Raw genomic sequence first — 13,573 nt, 5'->3', positions numbered from 1 at the left:
CATAAGATCTCGTGCCAAGCTGGTCTCCATCGCAGATGCCAGCTTGAATCATGCCCTACGCACGAGCGGAATCCCTTTTGTCAACACGACCTAGGGAGCGCCAGGTGAACCGTCCGCAATATCGAGCCGCCTAGTGATGATTTTGAAATCCCGCGCCAACCAGCCTAACCTTATCCGGTTCAGCATCCGCTGAAAGTCCGATACCGACCCTGCACCTACCCCCAAAGGGAATCTACTTCGATCAGATCGCTTGTGATGAGAATACTGAGGAATATCGCCTCGCCACACCTTTCTGGTCCAAGCGCATCGAAAGTCGCCAATATGGTCAGATCGAACTTGCGCGAGGGTAACCTCCGAAGAGCGACGCCGCATCGCGCGCCCGTGGCGCGGCTTTCGCAGGACCGCCGTCATGGACCTGCATTTCGGCCTCTATCCGGTTGAGGTCTATGCGATCCGCTTGAACTGACCCTTACCGCCTGAGCGTCCGCACCACCCCGATGGCCGCCGCCCCGCCGAAATAGAACGTCACGCTGCAGGTCCAGCAGGTGGGCAGACAGCGCGTCCGTGGCGTCGAGGCCCAGAACCTTGTCCCAGACCAGTAGCTTGGCGTTATAGAGGATGAACGGCGCCGCCCAAGCGGTCTGCAGCCATGCGGTCAGCCGCCCGCCGAGCGCCCGGTTCTGGGAAGCTCGGCCGATGTCTGGGAGCGGGGCCTCACGTCCGCAGTCCGCCCAAAGACCCTACCGCCAGATCGGATCGCGCCGGGCCGACCATCGGGCCAGCAAACCCGCCACCACGGCGACACCTATGGCGTAGGGCCACCACCACGGGCCGGTATAGAGCGTGCCGACGCCCACGAACCCCGTATCGACCAGGCCGTCCCGCCACGATCCCCCGCGGCGCAGATCGCCCCGCTCCTTGAGGGTCCAGTGGGCAACCGACGCCAGCAGCCGGAACGGGGCCGCAGCGGGGCCAAGCGGCGCCAGCAGGGCCCCGACCCAGGCATGGCCAATCGCGGTCACGCACCATGTGTAATCGTCCTCGCTCCGTGAAGAGGGCGTCAGGATCGTGCGGACGAGACCCAGGATCCCGGCCCGGACCCTCATGCCACGAGGCTTTCGGCCACGGCGATACGGTCCTCGAACACCGTCTGCGTCTCGCCGCCGACCGTCACGCGGACCTGCACAAGCCACGTCCCGGCCACAAGCGCGCCGGGCGGGAAGAGGACGGCGACCTCGGCCGCGCCGGTGATCGTGGCGGCGCCCGCGACGATGCCGCCCGAGAACTCGCGCCGGGCGACCGCCTCGGCGGTGCCGCCGGTCAGCTCCGCGATCTGCGCCCCGGCGTCTATCGCCACATCCACCGCGAGCCGCAGCCCGTCGGATACCCATGTTTTCATGCGACCCTCCATCTGCCCGATACCCCGATCTGCCGCCAGTGACCGGCGGCCCGTTGCGCTCTCCACTCTCCGGCCGCGCGGATCAGCGCCGCGTCAGGCGGCGGCGGATCGGCGGCGATGCCCGCCGCATCCCCCGCCAGATCAAGCGCCCCGCCAGCGGCCCCCAGGACCGCCGCCGCCCCTGCCGCATGGCCCGCGAGCGGAACCGCGCCTGACGCGGTGCCGCCGATCCTGACGGTGCCAGCCCCGCGGCCCGCGAGCGCTATCGTGCCAGAGGCCCGCCCGCTTCCCGCACCGGCCCGCGTGACGCCGACAGCGGCCCCGTCCAGCCGGAGCGTGTCGGCCGCCGCCGCCCTGGCCACCGCTGCGGCCGACGATGCGCCGCCGATACCGATGCCCCCTTCGGCCGCAGCTGCGGCGCGCGCGGTCGCCGTCGCGGCCCCTAGGAGGCGAAAGCCGCCCGAGGCGGCACCGGACGCTTCGGCCGTAACCGCGGCAGAGCCCGCAAGACCGAAAGCCCCGGCGGCTTCTGCCCTGGCGTCCGGTGGGGCCTCAGTCGGCGCCGCAACGCGCAGGATGACGACGCCGCCCGCGCCCGGAGATCCCGGGATGTAGTTCCGCGTCGTGACGCCAGGGCCGCCATGGCCGGGAATAGTTGGCGTCTCGGCCTCGGTCGGCACGTTGACGTCGAGCATCCAGACCCGGCCGGTGCCGCCCGCGCCATAGTCGACCGCCAAACCGGTGATCGACGATACGATTCCGGGGCCGCCAAGGCCGCCGGTCCCGGCATCAGCATCGCCGCCGTTGCCGCCCGCCCCGCGCCCGCCGCTCGAATGCTTGCGCCCGCCGCTGACTCGGGTGCCGTCGCCGCCCCGATAGGAGGTCGGATGCGCGGCCCCGAAAAGGCTCTCATCCGCGTCCCGCGCCCCGCCCCCGCCGCCATCGGTCGGCAGGATCGCCGCGCCGCCGCCAAACCCGCCACCAATCCCGCCGCCGCGCGCAGTCAGCCCCAGCGCCGAACTGGCCCCGCCCGGCGTCGCCGCCGTTTCCGAGGAGGTGCCGCCCTGCCCGACCGTGATCGCCAGCGTCCCGGCCGGGACCGCCTGCCTACCCGCCAGCACATCGCCGCCGGACCCGCCGCCCGAGGCCCCGTAGCTGGTCGGGGACGACGCCCCGCCCGCGCCGACGATCAGGTAATCGCCGTCGCCGGGCTGCGCGATGGCGAGGCTGCCGCCTGATCCCGTCGGCCGAGTTGCCGTCGCGGCTGAGCGTCCGGATCGTGCCATTGGTGATCGCGGTCGAGATCAGGTGCTTGTTGCCCGTGTCCATGAAGGCCGACAGCGCGGGCGCGGCCTTGATCATCCGCCGCAGTTCCCGGAACAGAAGCCCCGCCTGATCCCGCGTCGTCGCGGTACAGAAGCCCTGGGCGGCTGCCTCGCCGTCGAAGAGCTGGGTGACGCCCGAGACGCCGTCGGTCCGGACATCGATCACCAGCCCTTCGGACGTCAAGGTGAGCCTCCTCCTGCGAGAGCGGCGGGAACCCGAGCGCGACCAGCAGCTGATGCTCGTTGACCAAGCCCGGTGGGAGGATGGCTCGCCCGGAACGGCTGCAGAGACTATGCAGAGGTTCCTGCAGGCCGTTCGTCTTCGCCTTGCCGCAAAATGAACGCCTTCTGTGCGTCCGTAAATTTCGATGCTCTCATGCGTTTCCGCTCCTTTCCCAGCCAGGAAAGACTACCGGAAAACTCCAGCTTCAAATGGTCCGGTTTTCAGCAGGCAGAGCACGAACCGGCCTCTCGCTCTCTTGGGACCGCATCGACGGCGCGTTCCGTCGGTCGCTGGCGCCGAGCGCGGACAGGATCGATGTGACTGGAGGATAAACGGAGGACAACGTCCGTGTCGTTTGTCCGTGGTATAACTACGCCCGTCAGGACTGGGATGATGCGCTGGCAGTCCGGGTGGCAGAGGCCGCGCTGGCAAGCTGAGTGAAGGTGGTGGCCCCGGAGGTATTCGAAACCTCACACCCATACGGGCCAGGCATTTTAAGTGCCATGCGTCTACCAATTCCGCCACGGGGCCATAGGCGCGTTCTATCTCGCCTGCGATTCTGCCTTCAACCCCCTCAATCGGGCCTATCTAGGGCCTGAACGTCGAGGCGGACGCACAAAGCCTTTATTTTATTGCGCTTCCCGGACCAGATGTCGGGATGTTAGGTCCCGCGCGTCTACCAGTTTCGCCACGCCCGCATCGCATCGAACCGCGATTCTGGCACAGCCTCCGCACGGTGTCCAGAAGAGCGGCGGGATACGCGCCCGGCTGGGCGTTCCATGCCTCGGCCGGGCTGCGCTGGCCGTCCGACGAGGCGCAGGCGGCTGGCACGGGCGGCTGGCACGGGCGGGGGAAACGGGCGGGGGAAACGGGCCAGCCGGTGCGGCCATCGTCCTGCATCGAAGGTGGCCGCGCATCCGGCCGGTCTTGCCGTTCGCCCGCAGGGCGCTCAGCGCTTGCGTTTCGGGGGAGCATTGCCGCCGCCGTGACCCGGCTTCGGCCCGCCGCGCTTGACCCCGGCTCCCTTGGGCTTGCCGCCTTTGCCGGTCGGGGCCCCCGGCCGTTCCAGACGCTTCGAGGGATCGGCGGCATCGGCCCGGCGCCGGTCTGCGGGGGCCGCGTCTGTCTCCGCACGGCGCTTTTTGTCCTTGGGCCGGTCCTTCGACCAGTCCTTCGCGGCGCCTTTCGGTCCGGTCTTGCGCCCCTCCTTCGGCCGTGGCGCCGGGGACTCCGCCCGGGTGGTGGCGCGCTCGGCGCCATGGCGGGGTTTGCGCGGCCGGTCGCCCGGGCGGGCATCGGCCGCCCTGTCGCGCGCGTGTCCTGCTGCCTTGGGCCGTGGCGTCTCCGGTTCGGCCGACCGGGCATCGGGCCGATCCGGGCGGGGCGTCGGCCGCGGCTTGAACGTAGGTTCGGGACGGTTGACGCCGGCCTCGTCCGTGGCGGGCGGCATTTCTGGCGCCGTCGCCTCGGCGGGGGCCGGGCGCGGCGGTTCGGGCGCCCGCTCGGGCCTGGGATATTCGGCCTTGGGGCGTTCCGGTCCGGGTCTGTCGGGTCTTGAGCGTTCGGGTTTCGGGCGTTCGGATCGCGGACGCGGCCCGCGGGTATCCTCGATGGGGCCGTCGAACCGCTTGGCGCGGATGTCGTCTTCCAGAAGCCCCTCGGGACCGATCCGGTCGACAAAGCCCGGCACGGCGGCCTCGGCGATTTCAACGAGCGAAGTCCTGGCAAGAAGCTGGATCCGGCCGATCTGCGAGCGTTCGAGATTTCCGGCCCGGCAGACCAGCGGCAACAGCCAGCGCGGCTCGGCCCGGCGGTCGCGACCGACCGACAGCTCGAACCAGATCGAGGGGCCGAAGGGCGGACGTTCGGGCCGGGCGCCGGGCGCGGCGGGTGCGTTCAGCTCCTCGGGGGCCGAGAGACCCGCGCGGTAAAGCCTGAGACAGGCGGCCGCGATCATCTCGGGGCTGCGGTCGGCCAGCAGGCGGGCGGCGAAGGCGGCCTCGGCCTCGGTCGGGTCGGCCTCCCACAGCGCATCGGCCAGGAGCCGGGTCTCGTCGAGCGCGAGGATTTCCTCGGGCGTCGGTGCCAGGATCCATTCGGCCTCGATCTTGGCCCATTTCAGCAGCCGCGCGGCCTTCTTGGCCAGCTTGTCCGGGACGATCAGCGCCGAGATCCCCTTGCGCCCGGCCCGGCCGGTGCGGCCCGAGCGGTGCAGGAGCGTCTCGGTATTGCTTGGCAGATCAGCATGGATCACCAGATCGAGATTGGGCAGGTCGATGCCGCGCGCCGCGACATCGGTCGCAACGCAAACCCGCGCCCGGCCATCGCGCATCGCCTGCAGCGCATGGCTGCGCTCGTCCTGGCTGAGCTCGCCCGAGAGGCTCACCGCCGACAGGCCCCGGTTGGCAAAGCGCGCCGCCAGACGGCTGACCGCGGCCCGGGTATTGGCAAAGACGATGGCGGTGGGCGCATCGTGGAAGCGCAACAGGTTGATGATGGCATGTTCGGCATCGGCCGCCGTCACCTGCACGGCCTTATAGGCGATATCGGCATGCTGGCTGCCGCGCGACAGGGTCGTCACCCGCGCGGCGTCGCGCTGGTAAAGCTTGGCAAGCTCGGCGATCGCGGGCGGCACCGTCGCCGAGAAGAGCAGCGTGCGCCGTTCGGCCGGGGCGGCGCCCAGCATGAATTCCAGATCCTCGCGGAAGCCGAGATCGAGCATCTCGTCGGCCTCGTCCAGCACCACGGCGCGGATATCGGACAGATCGAGTGCGCCCCGGGTGATATGGTCGCGCAGCCTTCCGGGCGTGCCGACGACGATATGGGCCCCCCGGTCGAGCGCCCGGCGTTCGTCACGGGCATCCATGCCGCCGACGCAGGACACGACCTTCGCGCCCGTGCGCGCATAAAGCCAGACCAGTTCGCGCTGGACCTGCAGGGCCAGTTCGCGGGTCGGCGCGATGACAAGGGCCAGCGGGGCGGCCGGCGGCCCCATCCGGTCGTCCTCGCCCATCAGGGTCGGCGCGATGGCCAGCCCGAAGCCCACGGTCTTGCCCGAGCCGGTCTGGGCCGAGACCAGCAGGTCGGCTCCGGCCAGTTCGGGCGCGGTGACGGCCTTCTGTACATCGGTCAGCGTATCGAACCCGCGTTCGGCGAGGGCTTCGGAAAGACTCGGGATCATCTGGGGACCATCCGTGGGGCGCCGCGCCAGCATGGCGGGCCAAAAAGGCACCGCTAGGGTATCACGGCGCGCATGTCTAGGCACAAGCGATCTCTGCGCGGGGCGGGGGCGAAGTTTCGCGCCCCGGGACCCGGTCGCGCCTGTCCGGGGTCGGGACTTTCTGCCGACAGGGGTCCGCATGAGCGCAGGGACGTTCGAGACCGGCTCTGTTGTCTGCTTTGGGCGCGGGGATCTGGTGGCAGAGGCGGGAGACGCCGTTGCAAAAGGCCCGAGAGGGATTCCGCCCCGGGAAGCCAGCGTGATGGCTGGAGGGCATGAGCAGACCGGCACTCCCGACCGACAAGATCAGGACCCGGCGGGCCCGCGCCGAAGCGTTGACGCGCCCGGGCTCGCGGATGATCGGGTGCGATCCCGAGAGGACGTGGGCGGGCAGACCGACCGGCATGCAGGGCCCGCAACCCACCTGCAGTGACGCAGCGATGCGGCCCGGCCTGACGGTGAAAGTACGGTTCGGCATGGCGCCGAGGCAGACGACAGGCCTTGTCGAAACCCGCCTGCCGGATTGCCGGGCTTCGGGTGCGTGTCGCTGGCATGGCACGCGAGGTCTTTCAGGGCGATTGTCGCTCTTTCCTGTCGTCGAAGGTCTGACATTCTCAGGAGATCGAGAGGCGTCAGGCGTCAGGATCCGGCGGAGACGACTGGCACCCCATTGCGTCTTCGTTCGTTTCTGTCGGGCGTGACGGACGGCAAGGAACGCCCGATTGTTGTTGCCACCACGGCGCGTCCAGAGGATACGGTCTGGAGACCTTCGGACAGGGCATTCTTCGCGCAGGATCTCATGTTCACGATCCGATCCTTCACGCAGGCGAGGCCCGAGATTTTGGACGGAAAGGAGCCTGGCAATACCTAACATCCTGATCACCGGCGGGGCAAAACGGATCGGGGCGGATCTGGCGCGCCGCTTCGCGGGGGCCGGTTTCAAGGTCGCCATCCATTACGGCTCGTCCGAAGGCGAGGCCGAGGCCCTGCGGGACGAATTGACCGCGTCGCGGTCGATTTGCTCGATACACCGCGCCGACTTGCGGGACCGCAGCGAGACCGAGCGCATGTTCGACGAGGTGCGCGCCACGATGGGTGCGGTCGATCTGTGCATCAACAATGCCTCGATGTTCGTGAATGACGACCTGCTGGATTATGAAGACACGCAATTCGACGATCATCTTGGCGTGAACCTCAAGGCGCCCGTGCAATTGGGGGCTTTGATGCGGCGCCAGCCGGAGGAGGCCGAGGATCGGCTGATCCTCAACATGCTCGACAACAAGGTGTTTGCGATCAATCCCGACTTCTTCACCTATACCCTGAGCAAGACCGCCCTGCTGGCGGCGACCCGGATGATGGCAATGCGTTTTGCCGGGTTTCCAAGGGTCTGCGGGATTGCGCCCAGCATCACCCTGATCAGCGGCAAGCAAAGCCCCGAGAATTTCGAGAAAAGCAGCCGCATCAACTATCTGGGCAGGCGAGTCTTCCCGTCCGACATCGCGGATGCGGCGCTTTTCCTCTGGAAGACAAAAAGCTGCAACGATCAGATCATCACCATCGATGGCGGACAGTCGATGATGCGATTGTCAAGGGATGTGGCCTTTCTTGCCAAGGAAGGTCACTTCGATGAGTAGGTACAGGATCGTCCTCGAGGATCTGGAAATCCGGATGTATCTTGGCATCCACGATTTCGAGAAGAAGGCCCCGCAAAGGGTACTGATCTGCGCAGAGATCGACGTCACGTCCCGATCCTTCGGAAAGGACGACATTTTCGACTATGACCGGGTGGTGGCGTTCATCAGGGCGTTCTCGATGCAGTTCATCGAAACCCAGGAAGACCTTGTCGTCCGGATTCACGATCACATCCTGTCGCTGGGGGCACTCTCTGCGACGGTCTATTCCAGAAAGCCGGATGTGTTCGAGGATTGCAAATCCGTCGGCGTTTCATACCGCGGGGACTGACACCGGGTGCGCCACGCGCCGCTGGCGCGCCAATGACACGCCGGGCGGCATCGTATGACAGGCGCCCCGGATCGCGGGGCGCCCATCGCATCCGCCCCTTGCTGGGGTCCAGGCGACTGCGACCGGATCACGCCTTGCCGCGATAGACCGGGAAGCCGCTGGCATCGCCATAGTCCTTGGCGGTGATCGCCTTCAGCCTGGCCATGTCGTCCTCCGAGATCGCGAAGCCGAGGTCGGCGTTGGTCCTCATGTGCTCGGGGTTCGCCGTTTTGGGCAGCGCCAGAAGGTCAAGTTGCAGGACATAACGGATGCAGAGTTGCGGGATGCTCACACCGTATTTCCCGGCCATCGTGCCGATCTCGGCATTGTCGAGGATCTTGCCATGGGCGATGGGCGAATAGGCCTCGACCAGCAGACCCCGGGCCTTGCTATAGTCGATCAACTCGAAGGGCGTGTTGCCGATATGGGCCAGCAGCTGGTTGATCATCGGCTTGATCCTGGCATGGTCGAGCAGGTTGTCGAGATCGGCCGTCTGGAAGTTCGACACGCCGATGGCGCGGATCTTGCCGACCTCCAGCGCCTCTTCCAGCGCCGTCCAGGCCGCGAGGTTGCCCTCGAAAAAGCGGTCCGTGTCGCCGAACGCGCCCCAGGGCTGCGGGCTGTGGATGACCATGAGGTCTATATAATCGAGCCCGAGCGTCTCCAGCGAACCATCGATGGCGGCCCTGGCGCCGCCATGGTCCTTGATCCCGGCGTCGAGCTTCGTCTGCACGAACAACGCGTCCCGGGGCAGGCCGCAGGCGCGCACACCCTCGCCCACGCCGCGCTCGTTGCCATAGGCCTGCGCGGTGTCGATATGGCGGTAACCGATCTCGACGGCGGCCTTCACCGCGTCGGTCACCTTGGCATCGTCGATCATCCAGGTCCCCAGCGCAAGCTTGGGAATGGCGACGCCGTTCGGCAGGGTCCGGGTTTCTTGCAGGATCATTTTCGGTCTCCTTCCCTGCTGGCTTCCAAGAGCCGTGTCCAAACCGGGCGGCCCGCGGCCACCCGTCCTGGAGTGATCTAGGGGGAAGATGGTCGCGGGATAATCGGGACGGGATCGCAACCACTCATGATGGAATCTCATCAATGCGGGTCGAGGCCCCTGCCGCGCCCGACCGCCCCCATGCGGCGCCGACGGCGCCCATGGCGAGAGCCGCTCTTCGGATCGCGGTCCGGCACAGGTGCAGCGCGTCCCGTCGGCCCCGGGCGATGGTGCACCGGCCGCTTCCCGCATGGACCGGCGAAAGAGACAAGGATCTGCGCTCCGACGGGGGAAGACATGCCGTTCGGAACCTCGACCCCGCGACGGCAGGCCTTTGCGGCGTCCGGCCCTGCCGGGACGGTCGCTGGAATGACGCAGGGCCCCGGCGAGGGGCTCGCGAATTTCGGCTTGACGCCCCCGAAGCCGTCCCTTACTCAGCGCCACACTCTTGGCGGAGTAGCTCAGTTGGTTAGAGCAGAGGAATCATAATCCTTGTGTCGGGGGTTCGAGTCCCTCCTCCGCTACCAATTATCAATAATTTTATTGATAAGTTTTCGCCCTCTGCAATCCTGTCCACGATCTACCCCAAGCCGAACGGGGTTCAGGCGTGACGTCTCCCGCGACCGGCACCAAGGTGTAGAGTCAGGGTTCACGACACAATAGATGACGGTCGCGGCCAGACCGCAGGCCGAGAGGAACAGGATCGGGCGACCCTTCGCATCGGCCAGGACGTGCAGTGTGGAGTTCAGCCCGCCCGTTCTCGTGAAAACGATCCCCCGGATCGTTTTCTGATCTTCGACCTCCGCCCGATCAGCCGTCCGCGCCGCCCTTTTGAACCGCGAGGCTCGACGCCGTCCGATGGGCCGTCGCATGGGGCGCGTCGATCATCGCGATCCCGGTGTCCTGCGCCAGCCCGAGCCGAACTACAGCAATCACGTGGTGATGCTGGATCAGGCGTTCGGGGTCGCGCCGCCACCGCCCCCGGCGCCCATCCCTGCGATATCGATTTGCAGGTGCGGCCCGACGGGCCGGTGCTGCGAATCTTGCAGGCGCTGGGGTCGGGCTCGCGCGGCTGCCGGATGGAGCCGGGCGCGGTCGAGGCCGCAGCGGCCGAAGCCGCGCGCCATCTCGACGGCGCGGCCGTATTGATCGTGAACAAGTTCGGCAAGCTCGAGGCGGCGGGCCATGGCTTCGTGCCCCTGATCGCCGCGGCGCTCGACCGAGGGCCGCCGGTTCTGACCGGCGTCAACGGCCCGAACCTCGCGGCCTTCGAGGCGTTTGCCGGGGGGGCTCGCCCGGCCGCTTCGTCCCGATGCGGGCGCGGTGCTGGACCGGCTCGGGGCTCCGGTCCGGGACCCCGCCGCACTGTGCGCCCTGTCCTGACAGCGGCCGGGCTTGCGCCCGCGGCCCGCCCGGCCCAGGGTGCGGCATGCGCATTCTGGAAAACATCCTGACCGACCGCGGCTCGCGCTATGCGGTCTCGGGCGGGTCCTGCCACAGCGCGGCAGAAGCCCGGGCCTTTCTGGCCGAGCTGCGACGCGGCAAGAAATTCGCCCGCGCCACCCATCACAGCTGGGCCGTTCTCGGGGCCGGGGGGCCGGTGAAGTCCGACGATGGCGAGACCGGGGCGGGGGCGATCATCCTGCGCATGCTCGAACGGGCCGAGCTGCGCGACCATATCGTGGTGGTCACCCGATGGTATGGCGGCAAGCCGCTGGGCGGCGACCGGTTCCGCCATGTGCAGGAAGCCGTGCGGATCTATCTCGATACGCACGCGGGCAGGTCCTGAGCGCTGGCCGTCCGGTCAGACGGGCGGCGGGTCCAGCAGCAGCACGCGCCAGTTCAGGGCGTCGAGATTCTGGTTCTCGGGCGGCCCGCTCATGATCCATTCGATCCGGTCGAGATAGGCCTGCGCCCAGCGGTCGAGCCACATCTGCGTCGGCTCGCCATCCTCGGGCGTGGGAAGCGGCGCGATCTCGAAGGCGATGCGCCCGTCGCGCCAGTGCGCCTGCAGCGTCAGGCTGGGCACGCGCAGCCCGGCCGCCAGCTTGGGCAGCGTGTCGATCAGCTCGAACGGCCGTCCGAAGAGCCGCCCGCGCGCGACGTCGCCGGGGCCGCCTTGCCGCATCACCCGCGCCGGAGAGTCATGCGTGGCCATCAGGATGCCGTTGCCGCGCAGCACGCGAAACGCCTCGGCCGCCGCCTCGCGCGGGGCGGTCGCGGCGGCGATCATCGGTCCGAGCCCGCGCGCGGCCGGATTGGCCGCCGACCGGGCTGCGAGGTAGTGATAGCCGACATTCAGCCCGCGCAGGACCGAATAGACCAGCGGGCCGAAATGGGTCGTCGCCAGGATGCAGGGCCGGGGCAGGGCGCGCAGCTTGTCGGCCTCGCCCGGATGCAGCCAGGGCAGCAGCGCCTCGGGCTCTGCCGGGGCGGCGGTCAGCCAGCGCCAGATCGCGCTGGCGCGTTCCGCCCGCCGCGTCCATTCGGCTTGCCCGAGACTGCGGTCGCGGGCAAGCCGCCAGGCCAGCGATGCGGCCGGTGAGATGCTCATCGTCGGGATCGGCCGGGCCGTCTCGAAATCGAAGAGCCGCTCCAGGTCCGCCGCGCGGGTGATCGCCTCGTCGGCCCCGCCGGTGATGTTGCGCCGTCCGCGCACAAAGCGGGGCAGGATCGCGGTTGCCTCCTCGACCCGACCCCGGGCCATCAGCGCCTGAGACAGGAAAAGGTTCGGCGCGTCGCCGTTCCGGTCCAGCAGGTGTTGCAGCCGAGCAGAGGCCTCGTCATGCCGCCCCAGCGCGTCGAGATCGCGCCCGAAGTCGATATCGGTCCGGGTGCGGGCACTGTCGGGGCGCTGGAACAGGGCGCGGCGGTGCGCGACATAGGCGTCCGGGCGTCCGGCGGCGAGATGCAGCTCGCCCCGCAGCCCGGCACTCGCGGAATGGTCGGGGTCGAGCGCGCCAAGCGTGTCCAGCGCGGTGTCGGCGCCCTCGATCCGGCCAAGGCCGAACCGGGCGCGCGCCTGCAGATAAAGCAGCGCCCTGTCGGGTCCCTGCCGGTCCAGAAGCTGCGTCGAAAGCCGCTCGGCCTCGGGCCAGTCGCCAAGCCTGCCGGCGATCTCGGCCCGGATGCGGTCGCCGTTCCGGTGGCCCCGGGCCTCGTGCCAGGCAATCAGCGCGCTCAGCCCGGCGCGGGTCTCGTCGACCCGGTCCAGTTCCAGCGCGGCGCCGATCCGGCCGATGGCGGCCCCGGGCAGCAGCCCGCCGGTGTCCAGCGCCGCGGCGAAGGCGGCATCGGCCTCTTCGGGGCGGCCCGAGGCCAGCAGCGTCGTGCCGCGCAGGATCCAGATTGCCGGGGTGTCGGGGGCCATGGGCAGCAGCGCCAGCGCGCCCTGGGGGTCTTCCAGGGCCATCCGGGTGGCGACGCGGGCTTGCAGCACCGGCGCCTGACCGGGAAAGCGGGTTTCGGCCTCGCGGCCCCACGCCTCGGCGTCGTCGAACCGCCACAGGGTGCGCGCCGCAGCGATCCGCAGGGGCCAGGCCCAGACGAGGCCGGGCGCGCGGGCCACCACGTCCCCGGCCAGCGCCAGCGCGGTTTCGGGGTCTTCGGCCAGCAAGCTGTGGCCGCGGGCCAGATCTACGCCCGGATCGCCGGGCCGGTCGGCGGCCAGCGCGTCCAGAAGGTCGCGCGCCGCGCGCACATGGCCGCGCTGAAGGGTCAGGTTGCAGCGGCGCAGCGCCAGACCCGCATCGCCGGGCAGCACGTCCAGCGCGGCCTCGACCGCCTCGAGCGCCAGGTCGAGACGCAACTCCTGCGCCGCCGCGTCGATCCGGGCCCAATGCGCCTGACGCTGGCGGGGATCGGCCGCGAGCAGCCCGGCAAGGGTTTCGGCCGCCGCGTCATAGGCCCAGGCGCGCCGCTGGGTCGCGGCCAGTTCGACGGCGACCCATGGGGCCCCGGGCGCGTCGGCGGCAAGCCTGAGAAGATGGGCGAGGCTCTCCTCGATCCGGCCCGCCTCGCGCAGCAGAACGCCCTCTCGAAGCCGCAGCGCCCTGTCCTGCGGCGGGCGGGTCAGCGCCTGGCCGGACGCCTCGCGGGCGGCGGCGGTCGTCGCGATCTCTGGGTCTGCGTTCTGCATCCTGTTCGTCGGTTCCACGTCTGGGCCGCACCGGCCTTTCGGGCATAATGTCATGCGTTGCACCGACCCTGGCAAGCCCCGTATGGCGGCGGACGCCCTTGCGCCGACCCTGGCCCATATCCGATTTCAGAACCGGAAGGCGTCGGGTTTCAGCCTGTTTCATCAATGAGATGGCGGAAGATCGCAAAGGCCTGGGGCGTGGGCACCTAGAGGTTGAACTTGTGGACATCAAGGTGTACGAGGGTTGAGGAAGATGGTTAAACTGCAGACAGTTCACCC

11 protein-coding genes, 2 tRNA genes and 1 pseudogene are annotated in these 13,573 nt (G+C 68.9%); 5 read left to right on the top strand and 9 right to left on the bottom strand.

Annotated elements, in window-relative coordinates:
- Nucleotides 1–740: 740 nt before the first annotated feature.
- From EV657_RS03330 to EV657_RS03300, 6 genes are all read right to left on the bottom strand, one after another.
- Nucleotides 741–1,106 carry a hypothetical protein gene (locus EV657_RS03330; protein ID WP_134077124.1) on the bottom strand — a complete coding sequence of 122 codons (366 nt, stop codon included), beginning with the start codon at nt 1,104–1,106 and terminating at the stop codon, nt 741–743.
- Complete coding sequence (locus EV657_RS03325) at nt 1,103–1,399, bottom strand: hypothetical protein (protein ID WP_134077123.1); 297 nt, start codon at nt 1,397–1,399, stop codon at nt 1,103–1,105. Before EV657_RS03325 ends, EV657_RS03330 begins: the two co-directional genes overlap by 4 nt.
- A complete protein-coding gene (locus EV657_RS03320) occupies nt 1,396–2,589 on the bottom strand; it encodes a glycine-rich domain-containing protein (RefSeq protein ID WP_341800916.1) in 1,194 nt (397 codons plus the stop codon). The genes EV657_RS03325 and EV657_RS03320 overlap by 4 nt, the downstream gene beginning before the upstream one ends.
- Nucleotides 2,507–3,019: a terminase large subunit domain-containing protein gene (locus tag EV657_RS03315; RefSeq protein ID WP_279587378.1), complete on the bottom strand. Its 513-nt coding sequence runs from the start codon at nt 3,017–3,019 to the stop codon at nt 2,507–2,509. Before EV657_RS03315 ends, EV657_RS03320 begins: the two co-directional genes overlap by 83 nt.
- A gap of 372 nt (nt 3,020–3,391) precedes the next feature.
- A tRNA-Leu gene (locus EV657_RS03305) sits at nt 3,392–3,478 on the bottom strand.
- A gap of 418 nt (nt 3,479–3,896) precedes the next feature.
- Entirely contained in the window at nt 3,897–6,128 is a 2,232-nt protein-coding gene (locus tag EV657_RS03300) for a DEAD/DEAH box helicase (RefSeq protein ID WP_134077119.1), read from the bottom strand.
- A 761-nt stretch (nt 6,129–6,889) separates the two neighbouring features.
- Between EV657_RS03300 and EV657_RS03295 the strand changes: the two genes are divergently transcribed.
- Nucleotides 6,890–7,801, top strand: coding sequence for an SDR family oxidoreductase (locus EV657_RS03295; RefSeq protein WP_134077118.1), 912 nt, complete (start codon nt 6,890–6,892; stop codon nt 7,799–7,801).
- On the top strand, nt 7,794–8,129 hold the full coding sequence (locus EV657_RS03290; RefSeq protein ID WP_075784236.1) for a dihydroneopterin aldolase: 336 nt from the start codon (nt 7,794–7,796) through the stop codon (nt 8,127–8,129). Before EV657_RS03295 ends, EV657_RS03290 begins: the two co-directional genes overlap by 8 nt.
- 127 nt (nt 8,130–8,256) lie before the next feature.
- Here the strand turns inward: EV657_RS03290 and EV657_RS03285 are convergent, their stop codons facing one another.
- Nucleotides 8,257–9,117: an aldo/keto reductase gene (locus EV657_RS03285; protein WP_134077117.1), complete on the bottom strand. Its 861-nt coding sequence runs from the start codon at nt 9,115–9,117 to the stop codon at nt 8,257–8,259.
- Between the two features lie 489 nt (nt 9,118–9,606).
- On the opposite strand from EV657_RS03285, the gene EV657_RS03280 reads away from it, so the two are divergent.
- Nucleotides 9,607–9,683 (top strand) — tRNA-Met (locus tag EV657_RS03280).
- A 283-nt stretch (nt 9,684–9,966) separates the two neighbouring features.
- On the opposite strand, the gene EV657_RS22635 is transcribed toward EV657_RS03280, so the two are convergent.
- Nucleotides 9,967–10,092, bottom strand: coding sequence for a hypothetical protein (locus tag EV657_RS22635; RefSeq protein ID WP_425057244.1), 126 nt, complete (start codon nt 10,090–10,092; stop codon nt 9,967–9,969).
- A gap of 14 nt (nt 10,093–10,106) precedes the next feature.
- On the opposite strand from EV657_RS22635, the pseudogene EV657_RS03275 reads away from it, so the two are divergent.
- Nucleotides 10,107–10,610, top strand: a pseudogene (locus EV657_RS03275) (DUF2478 domain-containing protein); the annotation flags it as partial.
- Nucleotides 10,586–10,945 (top strand): YigZ family protein, encoded by a 360-nt coding sequence (locus EV657_RS03270; protein WP_134077116.1) that lies wholly within the window; start codon nt 10,586–10,588, stop codon nt 10,943–10,945. The pseudogene EV657_RS03275 and the gene EV657_RS03270, both read left to right, overlap by 25 nt.
- A gap of 15 nt (nt 10,946–10,960) precedes the next feature.
- On the opposite strand, the gene EV657_RS03265 is transcribed toward EV657_RS03270, so the two are convergent.
- The gene (locus EV657_RS03265) at nt 10,961–13,294 is read right to left on the bottom strand and encodes a tetratricopeptide repeat protein (RefSeq protein ID WP_166673629.1); all 2,334 of its coding nucleotides are present in this window, start codon (nt 13,292–13,294) and stop codon (nt 10,961–10,963) included.
- Between the last annotated feature and the right edge of the window lie 279 nt (nt 13,295–13,573).

The sequence above is a fragment of the Rhodovulum visakhapatnamense genome (assembly GCF_004365965.1).
In the GTDB taxonomy this organism is placed as follows: Bacteria; Pseudomonadota; Alphaproteobacteria; order Rhodobacterales; family Rhodobacteraceae; genus Rhodovulum; species Rhodovulum visakhapatnamense.
The sequence above is the reverse complement of the archived record's forward strand: the minus strand, read 5'-3'. Positions and strand labels throughout refer to the sequence as shown.